The sequence below is a fragment of the Cupriavidus sp. C1SS-2L genome, from assembly GCF_057073735.1.
Window position 1 is genome coordinate 2,586,724 of the sequence record NZ_CP172709.1, and the last position, 17,390, is coordinate 2,604,113.

General features: G+C 67.4%; 17 protein-coding genes. 6 read left to right on the plus strand and 11 right to left on the minus strand.

Translation table 11 applies throughout. From position 1 onward, the window contains the following. Positions 1-13: 13 nt before the first annotated feature. On the minus strand, positions 14-1,843 hold the full coding sequence (locus ACIGJG_RS29685; protein WP_220630394.1) for a gamma-glutamyltransferase family protein: 1,830 nt from the start codon (positions 1,841-1,843) through the stop codon (positions 14-16). Positions 1,844-1,958: 115 nt separating this feature from the next. Here ACIGJG_RS29685 and ACIGJG_RS29690 point away from each other — a divergent pair, with 115 nt between their 5' ends. After that, positions 1,959-2,906 (plus strand): LysR family transcriptional regulator, encoded by a 948-nt coding sequence (locus tag ACIGJG_RS29690; protein WP_011300087.1) that lies wholly within the window; start codon positions 1,959-1,961, stop codon positions 2,904-2,906. 73 nt (positions 2,907-2,979) lie between these two features. Here the strand turns inward: ACIGJG_RS29690 and ACIGJG_RS29695 are convergent, their stop codons facing one another. The 3 genes from ACIGJG_RS29695 to ACIGJG_RS29705 all read right to left on the minus strand — a co-directional run bounded on the left by ACIGJG_RS29695 (position 2,980) and on the right by ACIGJG_RS29705 (position 5,626). Continuing rightward, complete coding sequence (locus ACIGJG_RS29695) at positions 2,980-3,387, minus strand: VOC family protein (RefSeq protein ID WP_011300086.1); 408 nt, start codon at positions 3,385-3,387, stop codon at positions 2,980-2,982. Between the two features lie 107 nt (positions 3,388-3,494). After that, on the minus strand, positions 3,495-4,937 hold the full coding sequence (locus ACIGJG_RS29700; RefSeq protein ID WP_011300085.1) for a heavy metal sensor histidine kinase: 1,443 nt from the start codon (positions 4,935-4,937) through the stop codon (positions 3,495-3,497). Further along, positions 4,937-5,626 carry a heavy metal response regulator transcription factor gene (locus ACIGJG_RS29705; protein WP_011300084.1) on the minus strand — a complete coding sequence of 230 codons (690 nt, stop codon included), beginning with the start codon at positions 5,624-5,626 and terminating at the stop codon, positions 4,937-4,939. The genes ACIGJG_RS29700 and ACIGJG_RS29705 overlap by 1 nt, the downstream gene beginning before the upstream one ends. 172 nt (positions 5,627-5,798) lie before the next feature. On the opposite strand from ACIGJG_RS29705, the gene ACIGJG_RS29710 reads away from it, so the two are divergent. Then, a complete protein-coding gene (locus ACIGJG_RS29710; protein ID WP_483673613.1) occupies positions 5,799-6,203 on the plus strand; it encodes a hypothetical protein in 405 nt (134 codons plus the stop codon). 110 nt (positions 6,204-6,313) lie between these two features. Here the strand turns inward: ACIGJG_RS29710 and ACIGJG_RS29715 are convergent, their stop codons facing one another. Beyond that, positions 6,314-6,640 carry an H-NS family nucleoid-associated regulatory protein gene (locus tag ACIGJG_RS29715; RefSeq protein ID WP_011300082.1) on the minus strand — a complete coding sequence of 109 codons (327 nt, stop codon included), beginning with the start codon at positions 6,638-6,640 and terminating at the stop codon, positions 6,314-6,316. 254 nt (positions 6,641-6,894) lie between these two features. Here ACIGJG_RS29715 and ACIGJG_RS29720 point away from each other — a divergent pair, with 254 nt between their 5' ends. Further along, positions 6,895-7,134, plus strand: coding sequence for a hypothetical protein (locus ACIGJG_RS29720; RefSeq protein WP_483673614.1), 240 nt, complete (start codon positions 6,895-6,897; stop codon positions 7,132-7,134). Between the two features lie 11 nt (positions 7,135-7,145). On the opposite strand, the gene ACIGJG_RS29725 is transcribed toward ACIGJG_RS29720, so the two are convergent. Then, the gene (locus ACIGJG_RS29725; protein WP_483673615.1) at positions 7,146-8,006 is read right to left on the minus strand and encodes a beta-keto acid cleavage family enzyme; all 861 of its coding nucleotides are present in this window, start codon (positions 8,004-8,006) and stop codon (positions 7,146-7,148) included. Next, the gene (locus ACIGJG_RS29730) at positions 8,003-8,971 is read right to left on the minus strand and encodes a 3-hydroxyacyl-CoA dehydrogenase family protein (protein WP_140951309.1); all 969 of its coding nucleotides are present in this window, start codon (positions 8,969-8,971) and stop codon (positions 8,003-8,005) included. The genes ACIGJG_RS29725 and ACIGJG_RS29730 overlap by 4 nt, the downstream gene beginning before the upstream one ends. 179 nt (positions 8,972-9,150) lie before the next feature. Here ACIGJG_RS29730 and ACIGJG_RS29735 point away from each other — a divergent pair, with 179 nt between their 5' ends. Then, a complete protein-coding gene (locus tag ACIGJG_RS29735) occupies positions 9,151-10,092 on the plus strand; it encodes a LysR family transcriptional regulator (protein ID WP_483673616.1) in 942 nt (313 codons plus the stop codon). Continuing rightward, a complete protein-coding gene (locus ACIGJG_RS29740; protein ID WP_140951305.1) occupies positions 10,089-12,266 on the plus strand; it encodes a cation:proton antiporter in 2,178 nt (725 codons plus the stop codon). Before ACIGJG_RS29735 ends, ACIGJG_RS29740 begins: the two co-directional genes overlap by 4 nt. A 9-nt stretch (positions 12,267-12,275) precedes the next feature. On the opposite strand, the gene ACIGJG_RS29745 is transcribed toward ACIGJG_RS29740, so the two are convergent. Continuing rightward, positions 12,276-12,491 carry a hypothetical protein gene (locus ACIGJG_RS29745; protein WP_140951303.1) on the minus strand — a complete coding sequence of 72 codons (216 nt, stop codon included), beginning with the start codon at positions 12,489-12,491 and terminating at the stop codon, positions 12,276-12,278. A gap of 14 nt (positions 12,492-12,505) precedes the next feature. Next, positions 12,506-13,738 carry an MFS transporter gene (locus tag ACIGJG_RS29750; RefSeq protein WP_483673617.1) on the minus strand — a complete coding sequence of 411 codons (1,233 nt, stop codon included), beginning with the start codon at positions 13,736-13,738 and terminating at the stop codon, positions 12,506-12,508. A 204-nt stretch (positions 13,739-13,942) separates the two neighbouring features. Here ACIGJG_RS29750 and ACIGJG_RS29755 point away from each other — a divergent pair, with 204 nt between their 5' ends. Continuing rightward, a complete protein-coding gene (locus ACIGJG_RS29755) occupies positions 13,943-14,923 on the plus strand; it encodes a GlxA family transcriptional regulator (RefSeq protein WP_140949292.1) in 981 nt (326 codons plus the stop codon). 15 nt (positions 14,924-14,938) lie between these two features. On the opposite strand, the gene ACIGJG_RS29760 is transcribed toward ACIGJG_RS29755, so the two are convergent. Next, positions 14,939-15,571: a GntR family transcriptional regulator gene (locus ACIGJG_RS29760; protein WP_425332980.1), complete on the minus strand. Its 633-nt coding sequence runs from the start codon at positions 15,569-15,571 to the stop codon at positions 14,939-14,941. 51 nt (positions 15,572-15,622) lie between these two features. Then, positions 15,623-17,386, minus strand: a complete 1,764-nt coding sequence (locus tag ACIGJG_RS29765; protein WP_483673618.1) for an IlvD/Edd family dehydratase — start codon at positions 17,384-17,386, stop codon at positions 15,623-15,625. Positions 17,387-17,390: the final 4 nt, after the last annotated feature.

Genomic DNA, 17,390 nt, shown 5'->3' on the forward strand with positions numbered 1-17,390 from the left:
TGAATGACCGGATTCAGCGCCCGACGGCATAGCCCTGCATGCCGCGTGCATTGGCACCGGCCCGCAGCACCAGCCGCCCGTGCGCGTCGCGCTCGCGCGTGCACGCAGACATGCGCCCTTCGGACCATGGATCGCCCACGCGGACGTCATGGCCGCGATCGCGCAATGCGGCAAGGGTGGCCTCGGGGAAGCGGGATTCCATCGTGATCCGGTTGAGCACGGTCTGGCGCGGCCAGAACGAGCCCGGGAAATGGTCGATATGCCAGGCGGGCGCATCGATGGCCTCCTGCAGGTTCATGCCATGCACCGCATGGCGCAGGAAAAACGCGAGCGACCACTGGTCCTGCTGGTCGCCGCCGGGCGTGCCGAACACCATGTACGGTTCGCCATCGCGCAGCGCGAGCGAAGGCGACAGCGTCGTGCACGGGCGCTTGCCCGGTTCGAGCGAATTCGGCAGGCCCGGCTCGAGCCACGTCATCTGCAGGCGCGTGTTGAGCGCGAAGCCCAGCGCCGGGATGGTCGGGCTCGACGACAGCCAGCCGCCGGACGGCGTGGCGGCCACCATATTGCCGTGCCGGTCGATCACGTCCACATGGCAGGTATCGCCGACGAACAGTTCGCGCTCCGCCCATTCGGACACCGGCGGCAGTTCGGCAAACGTCGGCTCGCCGACGCCGAAGCGCACATCGGCGCGCTGCAGCGTGCGCACCGCCGCTTCCAGGTCGGGCAGCCGCGGCGTCGCGCCGCCCGGCATGCCGGCGTCGATCGCGCGCGAGGCGCGTTCGCCGATGCGCTGCGCACGGCCGGCCAGATAATCGCCATCGAGCAGCGCGGCAAGCGGGCTGGCGTCGAAGCGGGGGTCGCCGTACCACGCGAGCCGGTCCGCCATGGCCAGCTTGCAAGCCTCGGCAATGCGGTGCACGAATTCCGCCGAGTCCGGCGCGTGCTGTTCGAGTTGCGCTTGCCGCAGCATGCCGAGCTGCTGCAGGAACACCGGGCCCTGGCTCCAGATATCGCACTTGGCAACGGTGTAGCGGCCGAAGTCAAGCGTCACGGGCGCTTCCACGTCGGGCTGCCATGCGGCCATGTCCTCGTAGCGAAGCAGGCCCGCATGCTTGTCGCCGGTGGTGTCCCGCACTGGCGTGTTGCGGCAATAGTTGTCGATCTCGCGGGCCACGAAGCCTCGGTACCAGCAGTCCATGGCAGCGTCGATCTGTCCTTCGCGCGTCTGGCTGCGCTGTTGCGCTTCCTCGACGATGCGCGTGTAGGTGGCCGCCAGCACCGGCAGCGTGTGCAGGCTGCCCGGGCGCGGCACCTTGCCGCCCGGCAGCCAGGTCTCTGCAGAGCTATGCCATTCATCGCGGAACAGCGCCTGCACGGCCAGAATCGCGCGAGAGATGCGGGGCACCAGCGGAAATCCGTCACGCGCATACCCGATGGCCGGCGCCAGCACGTCAGCGAGCGACCACGTGCCGTGCTCGCGCAGCATGGTCAGCCAGGCCCCAAAGGCGCCCGGCACCGTGGCCGGCATCAGGCCGATGCCGGGCATCATCTCAAGCCCCATGGCGCGCAACTGCGCCGGATCCGCCAGCGCCGGCGCGGCGCCCTGCCCGCAGACCGAACGTACGCGGCGCTCGCGTTCGCTCCAGTACAGGATCGGCACTTCGCCACCGGGACCGTTCAGGTGCGGCTCCACCACTTGCAGCACAAAGCCGGCCGCAGCAGCGGCGTCGAAGGCATTGCCGCCCCGCTCCAGCACGCCCATCGCTGTCTGCGTGGCCAGCCAGTGGGTCGAGGCCGCCACGCCAAAAGTGCCGACGATTTCCGGGCGGGTAGTGAACATGAATAGGGCTCCAAAGGTTCAAGCCAGTATAGGAGCATGAAATAACCGCAATGACGTCTTTGGTTATCATTGCATTACCGATTGGTTATACGACTTCGCTGCGCCCCTGCCCCCTATGTCCATTGCTTCCGACAAACTGGTCCATCGCGTCATATCGCGGCTGCGCCTGCGGCACATGCCGCTGCTGCTGGCGCTGGAACAGCAGCGGTCGGTATCGCGCGTCGCCGCGGAAATGAACCTGTCGCAGCCCGCTGTCACCAAGATGCTGCGCGAAATCGAAGACATCTTCACGGTGCCGCTGTTCACGCGTACGCGGCAAGGGCTTGAGCCGACCCCAACCGGCCTGAGCGTGCTCGCGCACGCGCGCCTGGCGCTGGCCGACGCGGACGCGCTTAGCCGCGAACTGGCCGTAATCGAGGCCGGGTTGTCCGGACGCCTGCGCCTTGGCGTGATCCCGTACATCGCGCGGCCAGTGCTCGATGCCGCCTGCACGTTCGGGCTGGGGCGCTCGCCTCGCATCTCGGTGCTGGTGCGCGAAGGCACCACGGATGAACTGGTGGCCGCGCTGCGTGCCCACGAACTCGACTGCGTAATCGCGCGTACGTTTTACGTGCCCGGCGAAGACATCGCGCAACGGCCGCTCTACCGCGAAGAGCCGGTGCTGGTCGTGCCAAGCAAGGTGGCGACGCGGCTGTCAGGCAGCGCCCTGGACTGGGGCCGGCTGGCCGAGCGCGACTGGATCCTGCCGCCGCCCAATACGCCGATCCGGCGCACCATCAACACCATGTTCGCGGTGGCCGGCGTGGCCCAGCCCACGCCAATCGTCGAAACGTACTCGATCAAGACCATGGCTACCGTGATGCGTAGCCATCTGGGTGCCATCACCATCGTGCCCAGAGGCGTTGCCGCCGAACTGGTCGAAGCCGAGGGCGCGACGATGCTGCCGCATCCGCTGAGCTGGGACTTGCCGCCGGTGGGCGTGATGTGGCGAAGGGAATCCGGCGAGGATGAGAAGATCGCGGCGCTCGTGGCCAGCGTGGCCGCGGTGGGGGGACGCGTCTAGTCTGCTCGCTTCTCCACTCTCCCTGAAGCGAGAGAGCGGAGCCGGCCATCAATGATCCGGCATCGGCAACGACTCAATGCTCGCAATTCACCATCCAGCTCATGCCGAATCGATCCACTAGCATGCCGAAACCGGCAGCCCAGAAGGTCTTCTGGTAAGGCAGCACCACCTGTCCGCCTTCCGACAGCGCCTGGAAAATCTGCGCGCCTTCGGCCTCGCTAACCGCACCGACCGACAGGCTGAATCCTGAAAATGCGGGCGCCGGAATGCCCGGCCTGCCGTCGGACGCCATGATCTGGGTCTCGCCGATCTGGATGTTGGCGTGCATGACCTTTTCCCGCCATGCCGGATCCACCGGCTGGTCGGGGGGAGCGTCCTTGTACCGCATAACGAAGGTCACCGTGGCGCCGACCGCCTTGCCGTAGAACGCCACCGCTTCGTCGAAGCGACCGCCAAAGTCCAGATAAGGTTGCACCTGCATGTCCTGCTCCTTGCAAGAGATGGAACGACCAAGTTGGCCCCGGCCGCAACGGACCGGGATGCCCGCAAGATAGGCCTCGTACGGCGACTTGGCAAGCCGCCATGGATTCAGGCGACTGCGTGGGGACGCGGGTCGCCACCAGCGGGGAACAGCAGCGAAAACACGGTCTCGCCGTCGCTGCTGCTGACGAGCGCCCGCCCGCCGTGCAGGCGCATGATGGAATCGACGATGGCCAGTCCCAGCCCCGTGGATGCCGCGGAATTGCGCCGCGACGGATCGGCACGGTAGAAGCGGCCGAAGATGTGCGGCAAGACCTCGGGGGCGATGGCCGGGCCCGCATTGACCACGCGGATGCACGTGCCATCGCCCGCTTCGCCAACTTCGCCGGCGCGCCGCGCGATGTCCACGCGTACCGTGCTGCCAGCAGGGGCATGGCGCAGGGCATTGTCGAGCAGGTTCGTGACGGCACGACGCAGTAGCGTCTGGTCCGCGTGGATGCTTGCATCGCCCGCCACCGACAGGCGCACGTTGCGGTCGGCGGCCACGGCCTCGAAATACTCGGCTACCTTGTCGAGCTCCGCGCGCGCATCCAGCCCACGCACGCCCATGGCGACCTGGGCGTGGTCGGCACGCGCGAGGAACAGCATGTTTTCGATCATGCGCGACAGGCGCTCGTATTCCTCGAGATTGGATTCGAGCAATGCCTCGTACTCCGCCACGCTGCGGCTCTGCGCGAGCGTGACTTCGGTCTGGCCGACAAGATTGCTGATGGGCGTGCGGAAGTCGTGCGCAAGGTCCGCCGAGAACGCGGACAGCCGCGAGAAGCTGTCCTGCAGGCGCGCCAGCATGCCGTTGAGTTCGCGCGCCAGTTCGCGCAGTTCGGCCGGCGCGCTGCCGGCATCGAGACGCGTGGCAAGGCGGCTCGTGGTCACCGCCGCCGCATCGGCCGCCATGCGGCGCAGCGGTCGCAGCCCGCGCCGTGCGAGCACAAAGCCGAGCGCCGCCGCGACTGCCGCACCACACAGCGTGGCCGCAAGCAACCGATGACGGTACTCGCGCATCAGCGCCACGCGGTAACCGGCGTCGCGCAGCACCACGATCTCGACCGAGCGGCCGGTGTCGCCAAGCTGGCCAAGCGCCGCAATGGCCGGCGACTGCGCCCCGCTCTTCGGCCGCCAGGCTTCCAGCATCGACTTGTGCGGCTGCGTGGTGACCGGCAGCACGTGCAGCGGCGGAATGGCTTCGTTGCGCGGATTGAGCGTGACCAACGGATCGCCCTGCGGCGTGCGCACGACCAGGATCAGGCCTTCATGGCCCATGGCGATGTCCGCAAAGCGATGCGTGTCGGCGCGGACCTCGTCTTCGTTGCGCACCTCGCGCAGCAGATGGCGCACGAGCAGCACCTCGCTGACCAGCTCACTTTCGTCACGGCCCTGCAACTGCGCCGACAGTGCGCTCGACAGGTATGCGGCAACGCCCGCCAGGATCGCGGCAGTCGCCAGTCCATATGCGAGCGTCAGGCGCGCGGTAAGCGACGATGGCAACCGCATCACGCGTCGCCCAGTCCGGGCTCGCCATCATCGAGCACGTAGCCCATGCCGCGCCGCGTGTGGATCAGCTTGTGGTCGAACGGATCGTCGACCTTCGCGCGTAGCCTCCGGATGGAGACATCGACCACATTGGTGTTGCTGTCGAAGTTCACGTCCCACACCTGCGAGGCGATCAGCGAGCGCGACAGCACCTCGCCGCGGCGCCGCGCGAGCAGGTAGAGCAGCGCGAATTCCTTCGATGTGAGGTCGATCTTCTGGCCCGAGCGCGACACGCGTCGGCGGATTGCGTCGATCTGCAAATCGGCGACTTCGATGAACTCGCTCTCGCGCAGCGGCCCGCGGCGCAGGATGGTGCGGATGCGCATGACCAGCTCGGCAAACGCGAATGGCTTGACCATGTAGTCGTCGGCGCCAAGCTCCAGTCCCTTCAACCGGTCCTGCAGTTCATCGCGCGCGGTCAGGAACAGCACCGGCGTATCGCGTTCGCGGCGCAGTTCACGCAGCACGCTCCAGCCGTCCATGCCGGGCAGCATCACGTCGAGCACGATGAGGTCATAAGGCTGCTCGCGCGCGTGGGCCAGACCGTCGACACCGTCGCGCGCAAGGTCGACCACAAAGCCGGATTCGGTCAGCCCCTTGAGCAGGTAATCGCCCGCCTTGGGCTCGTCTTCGACAATCAGGATGCGCATGCAGGCCCTTTCAGGCGGGCACCATTGCGCCGCCAGGGCATAACGCTAGCGGAGTCTGGCGACGTGTGGCGAAAGATGTCAAAAATGTCATCTACAGGTGACGCATCCGCGTCGCACAGGCCGGTAAAATGCGCGGTGACACCGAACGCGCCTATTGGTTCCGAGCCATCCGATGAAACGCCTGCCGATCCGATTTTTCCTGCTGTGCCTTCCGTTGCTCGCGCTGTCCGCCCAGGCCCGGGCCGCGTCCCACGCGCCGGCCTGCGGCGCGGTGCAGGCAGCAGGCCTGTCACTGGCAGAACGCCATGCGGCGGCCAAGGCGAGCGCCGAGGCAGCGCTTGATCCGGCACAGCTATGCGCAGAGGGCGCCGTGCGGGTCATGGCTGGCCCGGATAGCGATGGCCGGCCGCTGAAGTTGCACGAGCGCCGTGAGGAGGCCGATGACGAGCCCGTGCAAAGCGGCGGTTTGCCGGAGCTGCCTGTGTCAGCGCTGGCGCACTATGCGCATGCTGCGGCGATGGTTTCGCCGGCTACCACGTTTGCTGGGCCGTTTAGTGGGTTTCCGTTTTTGCCGTGATTAGTGGGGTGAGGGGTTGTCGTCGCTCTTGGCTGGCGCTGCTGTTTCGCCGGCTACGCCGGCGAAACAGCAGCGCCAGCCAAGAACGCTACCCCCATTTCACCGAACCCCTAATCAACCCGATAAAAATCAATCGACTGCCCCGCATTCACCGCCCGCTGCAGCCAATCCGGATATTCCCCAGTCCCATCCCAACTCTGCCCCAACGCATTCCGGTAAATCGGCCCCTTCTTAGGCGGCTGGGGTGCTGCAGTGGCGGCCATAACGGCCGGTACGTCGGGGGCGCCGGGCATTTCCCCAGCTTCCACATCCCCGTGGGATGGTTCCCCGTCAAAACATCCAGCGGCAATCAAATCGTCAAGCGTCAGGGCGTAGTTGTCCATTTGCTCGCGAATCCAGGCGATCGCGGCCAGTTTGGCTGAATCAGACTCAGGCATGAGTATCGTGAGAAGCCCGCCGCGATGTCTCCGATCCCGGCGGTGCAATAGAAGACCGGCGCCAGGCGGCGCCGGTGTGATTTCCACGATTTTACCGTGTTTGGCAGACCCGTCGGCGAAATACGCCCGTCATGGCCCATGCAGCGGTCCATGACGGCATTGTCATGGCGCAGTCATGCTGCTGTGCGGCACCGCTCCCTAGACTGGCTGCATGGTTGGTCAAGCCCTGACCGGCCCACTACCGGAGAAGAACCATGCAACTGCTCAGACATATCCTGATGGCCACGGCGATGGCCGCCACGCTCGCCGGCATGGCGACCGCGGCGAGCGCAGCCGGGACACGTGACCCTTACCTGGACGGCAGTCGCAGCATCCACAGCCCGCGCGATGTCTTCACCGATGGCGCCCGCAGTGGCCCGCGTACGCCTGATCCATACACTGACGGCTCACGCAGCGGTCCACGCACGCCCGACGCCTACACGGACGGCGCCTGAACGCACTGGGCTCAGCGCACCTCGCCGTAAATACGGCGCGCGTCCGCCGCCGTGGCGAGCGGGCGGCCCAGCGTCAGCGCGCCGTGCGCGGCCTGTTCCACCAGCGATGCATTGCCCGGTGCCAGGCTGCCATCGCGCAGGTACAGATTGTTCTCGAAGCCCACGCGGACATGGCCGCCAAACGCTGCCGCGGCGGTCACGCAGGCATTCTCTTCGCGGCCAAACGCGCAGATGGACCACGGCAAGGTGTTGTCGGCCACCTGCAGGAACGGCAGCAGGTCGCGCGGTGACGATACCTGCCCCGCCGAGTAACGCCCCAGCACATACAGTACGGACCACGCTCCGGGCGGGACCATGCCGCGCTCACGCATGGCCTGCCAGCGCTGCACATCGGCCGCGTCATACAGGATCACCTGCGTCATGATGCGCTCGCGCGCGAGCCAGCCGAGGAAGTCCGCCAGTTCGGTCTCGCTGACTTCCGGCACTGCAATTTCGCGCAGGCCCACGGATACGGCTTCCGGCCGCAGTTCGCGCACCATGGCCATCTGCTGCGGGGCCTTGTACACGCCGGCTGCCTCGCTGGTGACCTGCACCAGCAGTGCATCGCCAACCGCCTGCTTCACCGTGGCCAGTGCGTCGCGGTAGGTTTCCACGTCGAGCGAGTGGCGCCCTTCGGCGTCGCGCACATGCATGTGCATCATGGCCGCGCCTGCGTCCAGGCAGGCCCTGGCGTCCGCCGCCAGCGCGGCGGCGGTCAGCGGCACCGCGGCGTGGTCGCTCGCGCGCTTGTAGGCGCCGTTAGGCGCCACCGTGATGATCAGCGGTGAACTGGCCAGCGGTTGCTGGGTGGGAATTTGGGTCGCTTGCGTCATGGCTGGATCTCGGGCAGTTCGGGGGCAATCAGGTCAAGGCCGGCGCGTAGCAGCCTGTCGTAACGCGCGCGTTCGGCGGCAATGGTTTCGGGCGTCCACGCGTAGAAGCCCTCGCCGCGCTTCATGCCGTGTCGGCCATCTGCGGCGCGCTCCGCGAGGCAGCGCGCGGGATGGTCGTCATTGCAGAACGTCGGGTACATGGTAGCGCCGGCGGCCGCATGCACGTCGATGCCGGCATGGTCGCGCTGCAGCACAGGGCCCGCAGCCAGAAAGCGGAAGCCAAAACCGAAGCGCACGGCGGCATCCACGTCTTCAGCAGAAGCAATGCCGCGGTCGATCAGGCTGAATGCCTCGCGCGACAGTGCGTGCTGCAGGCGGTTGGCCAGGAAACCGGGCAGGTCCTGCTTTACCTTGACCGGCACCATGCCGCAGCGGCGCATAAACGCGATCAGCGCGTCGGCACACGCTTCATCGCTGCCGATGCCCATGACCACCTCCACCAGCGGCACCAGATGCGCCGGCATGAAGAAGTGCAGGCCTAGCATGCGGCCGTGCCCCGACAGGCCATCGCCGATGGCGCTGATCGGAAAGCTGGAACTATTGCTGGCGAGCACGGCATCGGGCCGGGCGCGCGCAGCCAGATCCGCGAACAGCGCCTGCTTCAGATCCAGGCGCTCGGGAATGCATTCGATCACGAGATCCACCGTCGACCAGTCGAGAGCATCAAGATCCGGCACCACGGCCAGCCGGTCGGCGCCTTCAGAGCGACCGATAGCCTCCAGATTCGCGGCCACGCGTCCCGGCATCGCGGCGGCCCGCCCGGCATCAGGTTCGATCACGGTGGTGCGGCACAGTGCCCGCGTCAGGACCACAGCGACATCGGCGCCCATGGTGCCGCCGCCGACCACGACGGCATGGGCGCTGCCGGGACGGTCGAGGGGCACAGGCGTAGCGGAATTCTGCATGGCGTCTCTTCAGATGGCTAAGGCGGCCGGCACGCTTTGGCCCCCGCCCGAATGGGTGAATCGGGAATGGCAGCAGTGTAGAGAAGGCGCTTTGATTGATGAAGTCGATTCTATGGATAAAATGATCTGAATTCGAGATCAATCAGACGACCCCGGAGCCCACCCGGGTGCGAGCGCCCATGAAGATCAACCTGTCGATGCGTGACATCGAGACCACGCTGGTACTCGCCCGCACGCTGAATTTCCGTCAGGCGGCCAGCCAACTGCACCTGTCGCAATCCGCCTTGTCCACCCAGATCCTGCGCATCGAGGAATCGCTCGGCGTGCGGCTGTTCGACCGCACCACGCGCACGGTACGGCTCACCGCGGCGGGCGGGGTGTTCATGCAGCAGGCCGCGCTGCTGCAGGCGGCGTTCCGTGGTGCGATCGACGCCGTCACCGGCATAGCAAGCGCCGAGCGCGGGCAGGTGGCCGTGGCGGCGCTGCCGTCGCTGGCGGCGCGCATGCTGCCGCGCGTGCTGATGGCCTACCACCGCGCGCGTCCCGAAGTGGCGCTGAAGGTGTTCGATACGCTATCCGGCCCCGCGTTCGACATGGTCCGCGCTGGCGAGGTCGATTTTGCGCTGACCGCGGCCGATCCGCAGCAGGCCGACCTGCACTACGAACCGCTGCTGTCCGACCGCTTCGTGCTGCTGATCCCGGCCGCGCACGCGATGGCGCGCGGCTCGGGCCCGCTACGCTGGGCCGACACCGCGAACGCGCCGCATGTATCGATGACGAATCCGAGCAGCGTGCGCCAATACACCGAATGGGCCTTCCTGCAGAACCGCATTCGCTTCCAGCCCGTGTTCGAGGCCGAGCACCTGGCGACCATCGCGGCAATGGTCGAATGCGGCTTCGGCGTCGCCGCGCTGCCGGAGATCGCCGCCGGCACGGTACGCCAGCCGGGCATCGTCGAGCGGCTGCTCACGGCACCCGTAACAGAGCGGTCGATCGGCCTCGTCACCCCGCGCAACCGCAGCCTGTCGCCGGCGGCGGCTGAATTGGCCGATGCCGTGCGCGTGCACCTGGCCCAGTTCCGTGAACAGCCGGAGGCAGCCGGCGCCGGGGTGGGCGCATGAGCATCATCGTCGACGTCCTCGTGCTGGCCGGCGTGCTGCTGGCCATCGTGGCCGTAGTGCAGGTCGCCGCCGCGCGGCTGGTGTTGCCGGAATCGACGCTGCTGTCGGCGATCGGCATCGCGATCGGCGCGGGCTATGTGGCCATCGATGCCGCGCATCCCGCCTTCGCGCAGCACTTCCTGCATCCGCTGATCGATCCCGAACTGCCGCCGGAAGCCTACCTGTGGATCTTCCTGCCGCCGCTGCTGTTCCACGCCGCGCTGACCGCCGATGTGCGCAGCATGCTGCCTGACGCGGCGCCGATTTTGCTGTTAGCCGTCGTCGCGGTGATCGTGGCCACGGGCGTGATCGGGGTGGCCACCTCCGCCGCCAGCGGCATGCCGCTGGCGGCCTGCCTGCTGCTCGGCGCCGTGGTCGCCACTACCGATCCCGCAGCCGTCATCGCCATCTTCCGCGACGTGGGCGCGCCCGCGCGCCTGATCCGGCTCGTCGAAGGCGAAAGCCTGCTCAACGATGCCGCGGCCATTGCCATCGTCGGCGTGCTGGTGGCGATGCTGACGGGCCACGGCGCGCAGGCCACGCTGGGCGCCGGCGTGCGCGAACTGGCCTGGTCGTTCATCGGTGGCGTGCTGTGCGGTGCGCTGGCGGGCCGGCTCGTGGCCGAGGTGCTGCCGCGCCTGTCGGGCCTGGCCATGGCCGAAAGCGCGCTCACGCTGGCACTGCCCTACCCGCTTTACCTGCTGGCCGACCAACTGCTCGATGTGTCCGGCGTCGTAGCCGTGGTGTGCGCGGGCCTGATGGTCAGCGCACTGGGCCCCACGCGGCTGACGCCCGCCAACTGGCGGCACCTGCGCATGATCTGGGAACAGTTCGCGAGCATCGCGGGGGCCGTGGTCTTCCTGCTGGCCGCGGTGCGCGTGCCATCGCTGCTGGCCGGCGTCACGCCCCATCATGGCTGGCTGTTGCTGGTGCTGGTGGCCGCCGCCCTCGGCGCGCGGCTGCTGACGCTGTTCGGCCTGCTGCCTGTGCTGTCATGGCTGCGGCTGAGCGCGCCGATCAGCGGCGCGTTCAAGCTGGCCATCGCATGGGGCGGGCTGCGCGGCGCGGTCACGCTGGTGCTCGCGCTTGGCATTGCCGAGAACACCGCGCTGCCTCTCCAGGTGCGCCACTTCGTCGCGATCCTCGCGACCGGCTTCGTGCTGGTCAGCCTGCTGCTCAACGGCACCACGCTGCGCGCGCTGATCCACCGGCTCGGCCTCAACCAGCTGTCGCCGCAGGAACGCGCGCTGCAGCAGCAGGCCATCCGGCTCTCCACCGAAGAAGTCGAGGCGATGCTGGGCCGCGTCGCCGAAACGTTCGACCTGCCCCCGGCGGCCGCTCGCGAAGTTGCGCAGCACTACCGGCGCGGCATCGAGCTGGGTTCCGTGGAGTTCGATTTCGACAGCGCACTGTCCGAACGCGACCGGTTGACCATCGGGCTGGTCACGCTGGCCACACGAGAGCGCGAACTGATTCCTGAGTACGGCGACGGCGTGATCTCGGTGGCGAACCTCGATGCGATGATGCGCAACACGTCGCACATGATCGATGCCGCGCGCGAGCAGGGCCGCATCGGCTACAAGCGCGCGGCACGTGCGATCCTGCAGTACCACCTGGGCTACCGCATCGCGCTCTTTCTGCACAAGTGGCTAGGCCTCGATCGTCCTTTGGCACGCGCGCTGGCGGACCGTTTCGAACTGCTGATCTGCCGCCAGACCGTGCTGGACCGCCTGCGCCGCTACAACCGGTCGTTGCTGACGCCGGTGTTCGGTGCGCGCATGACTACGGTACTGGACGGCGTGCTCGAAGAACGCTTCCACTCTGCCGGCGAAGGCCTGGCGCAGATGCGCGAACAGTTCGGCGACTACACCGTAGCGCTGGAACGGCGCCTGCTGATGCTGTTCGCGCTGCGCAAGGGCCAGCGATCGCTGGCCACCATGCGCGAGGAAGCGGTGATCTCGAAGGAGGCCTTCAACCAGATCGACCAGATCATGCAGCATGCGTGGCAAGCCAATCTGGTACGGCCGCCGCTGCGCGCGGCCCCGGACCGCTGGCCGCGCTGGCACAAGCCGCCGCAGACGGAAACGCGTACCCCGGAGGAGACAATGCCGGAGCCGCCTCGGGAGCAGCGGTAGCCGCAGCGCTCACCCGCCGCACCCGGCGCGGAACAGTACGCCATCGACCCGTGCCTGCACATAGGCGGACACATCTACCAGACTCAGCAGCACGGCCAGCAGCGCGATGGCTGACCATGCTGCCGCCTGCTTCGCGCGCCCACCGGACTTCAACGCGGCTAGCACAGGCGGCAGCAGGCATGCGGCGATGAACAGGCATCGGACGAGATACGGAAGTGCCGACATCGACATGGGCTCCCTCAGCCCTGCGCACCTGCGCCGGCAGGCACAGTCGGCGGCGCGGTGACGCCACGACGCAGGCCGAGCCACGAGCAGATCGCCGCGAAGCCCGTCGCCACACCGAGGGCGACGATAGTCTGCACATAGCTGCCGGTCGATTCGAACGAACGCGCGCCAAGTTGCACACTCAGGAACGCGCCGGCCTGGTGGACCAGGAACAGCAGCCCGAATACCCTGCCCTTGACCTGGCCGCCATAGCGCTCGAAGCAGAACATCGACGTCAGAATGACGGTGCCGAGATAGCTGCTGCCGAACACCAGTGCGAACGGCAGCACACCGGCCTGCGGTACCAGCAGCAACAGCATCGCGATACAGCGCATGGCGTAGAACGCGGCCAGCAGCCGGTGCTTGTCGAAGCGCAGCGCCAGCGCGCCCGAGGCAAAGCCGCTGACGAGTTCCAGCACGCCAAGCGCGCTGAGCGCATAGCCCATTTCCATGCGGGCCACGCCGCGGTCCTGCCAGTGTGCAAGCAGATGCACGTCGATAAAGGCCATGGTCGCGCCGCAGCCGAAGAACCCTGCGGCCAGCACGTAGAACACGGGATCGCGCCGCACGATCGACCATGCCGAGGCGCTTGCCTGCGTGGTAGCTGCCGCCGGAGCTGGCGGCTCCCAGCGCGACAGCAGCCAGAGCACTGCGGCCACCGGCACCGCGAAGACCATGCCGACCGCACCGAACACCGTCGTCCACGCGGCCTTCGGCTGCAGCCAGATCCAGAATGGCGACAGCACGATAAAGCCGATCGCCGTGCCGTTCGTGACGACGGCATAGGCGAGCCCTTTTCGTCGCGCCTCGAACAGGCGGTCCACAAGCACGCCCATCGGCACGAACGTCATGGCCGCCAGCCCGAACGCGCCGGCCATGCCAAAAGCGAGACTGAACCAGACCAGCGACTGGTTCCACAAGGCTGCGCTGGCATAGGCCAGGCCCGCCGCCAGCGCGCCGATGGCCGACGTGCGCAACGGCCCCACCCGGTCGCTGAGCGCGCCGACGACCGGCGACATGAGGCCCGTCGCCAGCATGAACAGCGCCCCGGACCATGCGAACTGCGCGCGGCCTTGTCCGAAGTGCGACGCAAGCTGCACGAAATACACCTGGTAGACGCCTTTGACGGCGGTCGACGCAAACATCACCGCAAAGCCGGTGGCGACCAGCAACAGCGTGACGAAACGGGAGATCGGTGGGCTTTGCATGCTGGTGGCTCCTGGAGCGAAGTGGAGGGGGTTACTGCCATGCTATGGGCCGCCGCGGCCGCTCACCAGCAAAGGATCTGACACCTATGGCAAATTTTCAGCCATGCCTATTTTCCAATCGATCCGTAGAAATTCGCCACCAAATCACGATAGTGGCAAAATTCCGGTTCGTCACTGATCCGCGATGCATCAGGTTATCCGACCATGCCAACCGCCTACTTCCTCATGCTGCCCGGCATCCACATGCTCGACCTGGCCGGGCCGCTGCAGATCCTGTCGACCGTCGCCGAACTCGACATCGGGCCGCTCGCGGTGCGCTGCGTGGGCCCGCATTCGAGCGTGCAGGCGTTCCAGGGCATTGAACTTGGCCGTGTCGGACCGTTGCCGGCACGGCTGCTTCCGGGCGATCTCGTGCTCGCCATCGGCAGCAAGATGACGGACACGCTGTTCCGCTCGCCCGCCTGGCGGGATACGGCGGACTGGTTGCGCGGCGTAGCGGCAGACGCCAAGGAAAGGCCCACCATCGCCGCCGTGTGCACAGGGGCTTACCTGCTCGGCGAGGCCGGCTTGCTGGATGGCCGGTTATGCACCACGCACTACGCCCATGTTGGCAGGCTGCGCGCGAAGCATCCCAACGCGACCGTGGTCGACAACCGCATCTTCGTCAGCGACGGCAATATTTGGACTTCCGCGGGTGTTGCCTCGGGCATCGATATGGCGTTGCAGCTCGTGGCCGATACCTTTGGCGATGACGCCGCCATTCGCGTGGCGCGCGAGAACGTGGTGCCGTTCCGGCGCTTCAGCAGCGACCCGGAACTCGCGTCGAAATTCCGCTCGCGCTCGCATGGCAATGCGCTGGTGCATGCGGTGCAGGACGCGATCTCGGCCGACCTCTCGGTGAGCGTGTCCGATCCTTCATTCGCGCAAACCTTTGCCACCAGCGTCAGGCACCTGTCGCGCGTGTTTGCGCGGGAAACCGGGCTCACGCCCAAGCAGTACCAGCTAGCGCTGCGCATGGACAAGGCATGCCGGCTGCTGGAGGCGTCTTCACTGCCGATCGAGGAAATCGCCGAGCAATGCGGCTTTGCGAGCGTGCAGGCGTTCCGCGCCTGCTGGAACAAGGCGCAGCCGATGACGCCGGGTGAATTCCGGCAGGCGCATCCGGGCGAACGCATCGTCCATTGATCGCTGCCAGGCAGGCTACTGGCCGCGCGCTTTTTCGGCAGCCAGGTAAGCGTCGCGCGATGGCAGCAGGTGCCGGCGGCACAGTGCCACCAGGTCGTCGCGCCGCCCTTCGCGCAGCGCTTCGATCATGGCCCAGTGCTCCTGCCGGGCGCGTTCGCGGTACGCGGCCGCGGCAAGCGTGCCGAAGCGGATTGGATGGGTGCGCCGCGCGTATTCGCCGATGGCCTGTTGCAGCACGGCGTTATCGGTCAGTGCGAACAGTTCGCGGTGGAACGCCTGGTTGATGCGGAAGACCGCGCGCGCATCCTCGGCGGCGACAGCGGCATCGTGGCGTTGCTGGATGTCGATCAGCGCCTGCAGGCGCGCTGGCGGCACCGGCAACGCGATCAGCGCTGCAGCGTGGCACTCCAGCACCTCGCGCAAGCCGTAGAGCTCCACCACTTCATGCGCATCAAAGGCGCGCACGACGGCACCGACATTGCGCCGGCGCTCCACCACGCCCATCTGCTCCAGCTCTGCCAGCACCTGCCGGACCACGTGGCGCTTGAGGCCGAAACGCGCCATCAGCGCGTCTTCGGTCAGCCGCTCGCGCGGGTGCAGGCGGCCGAAGACGATGTCTTCTTCGAGCGTGTCGAGTGCCTGCTCCATCGCGTCGCCGCCGTCGATGGCGGTGACCGTTGCCGTGGTCGCAGTCATGGCTCAGCCCTGCTTCGGCACGGTATCGACCGTCTGCGCGGCGCGCAAGAAGTCGAAATCGACGCCCTGGTCAGCCTGCGTCACGGTCTCGAGGAACAGCTTGCGATAACCACGTTCCGCGCGCGGGCGTTCGACTGGCTGCGCGGCAGCGCGGCGGGCCAGCTCGGCGTCGTCGACGAGCAGCGCGATCTCACGGTTCGCGACCGACAGCCGGATGCGGTCGCCGCTCTGCACAAGCGCCAGCGGCCCGCCGATGGCCGCTTCGGGCGTCACATGCAGCACGATGGTGCCGGCCGCGGTACCGCTCATGCGCCCGTCCGACACACGCACCATGTCCTTCACGCCTGCGCGTGCGAGCTTCTTGGGGATCGGCATATAGCCGGCTTCGGGCATGCCCGGCGCGCCGGTCGGCCCGATGCGCTTGAGCACGAGGATGTCGTCGGCCTTGACGTCGAGCGACTCGTCGTCAATGCGCTGTGCCATGTCCTCGGCATTCTCGAACACCACCGCACGCCCTTCGTGCTCCATCAGCGCGGGGTTGGCGGCCGACTGCTTGATGATGGCGCCGCCCGGTGCCAGGTTGCCGCGCAGTACCGCCAGGCCGCCGGCCGGGTAGATCGGGTTGCCGGCACTGCGAATCACGTCCTGCGGGAACAGCGGCGGCGCAGCGTCGAGCTCCTCGCCGAGCGTGCGGCCTGACACGGTCAGCGTGTCGAGATGCAGCAGCGGACGCAGTTCGCGCAGCAGTGTCAGCATGCCGCCTGCCTTGTGGAAGGCTTCCATGTAGTGCTGGCCCGAAGGCTTCAGGTCGACCAGCACCGGCGTTTCCCGGCTCATGCGATCGAGCCCTGCCAGGTCGATGTCGATGCCCAGGCGCCCGGCGATCGCCGTCAGGTGGACGATGCCGTTGGTCGATCCGCCGATGGCCAGCAGCACGCGCAGCGCGTTCTCGAAGGCCTTGCCGGTCAGGATGCGGTCGGGCGTCAGCCGGGCGGCGGCCATGGCGACCGCCGTGGTACCGGTGCGCTCCGCCACACGCACGCGGTCGGCGGTCACCGCGGGTGCTGACGCGCCGCCGCTCACCATCATGCCCAGCGCTTCGGCAACACACGCCATGGTGCTGGCCGTGCCCATTACCGAACACGTGCCCACGCTTGCCACGAGCTGGTTGTTGACGTCGGCAATCTCCGCGCTGTCGATCTCCTCGGCGCGGTAGCGGCCCCAGTAGCGGCGGCAGTCCGTGCACGCCCCAACCCGTTCGCTGCGATGCGACCCGGTCAGCATCGATCCGGTCACAAGCTGGATCGCGGGCACGCCGGCCGACGCCGCCCCCATCAGCTGCGCCGGCACCGTCTTGTCGCAGCCGCCGATCAGCACCACGGCGTCCATGGGCTGCGCGCGGATCATCTCCTCGGTGTCCATCGACATCAGGTTGCGCAGGTACATGCTGGTCGGCGCGGAGAAGCTCTCGTGCACCGAGATCGTCGGGAAATCCACCGGCAGACCGCCCGCGAGCATCACGCCGCGCTTGACCGCCTCTACGAGCTGCGGCGCATTGCCGTGGCAGGGGTTGTAGCTGCTGCCCGTGTTGACGATGCCGATCACCGGACGCGACAGCGCGTCGTCAGTAAAGCCCGCCCCTTTGATGAAGGCCTTGCGCAGGAACAGCGAGAAGCCTGTGTCGCCATAGTTCGTGAGGCCCTTGGCAAGTCCTTCGGTGGGGGCGGCGCCGTCCTGCGGCAGCTTGGGGTCGTCGGCGGAAGGCATCCTG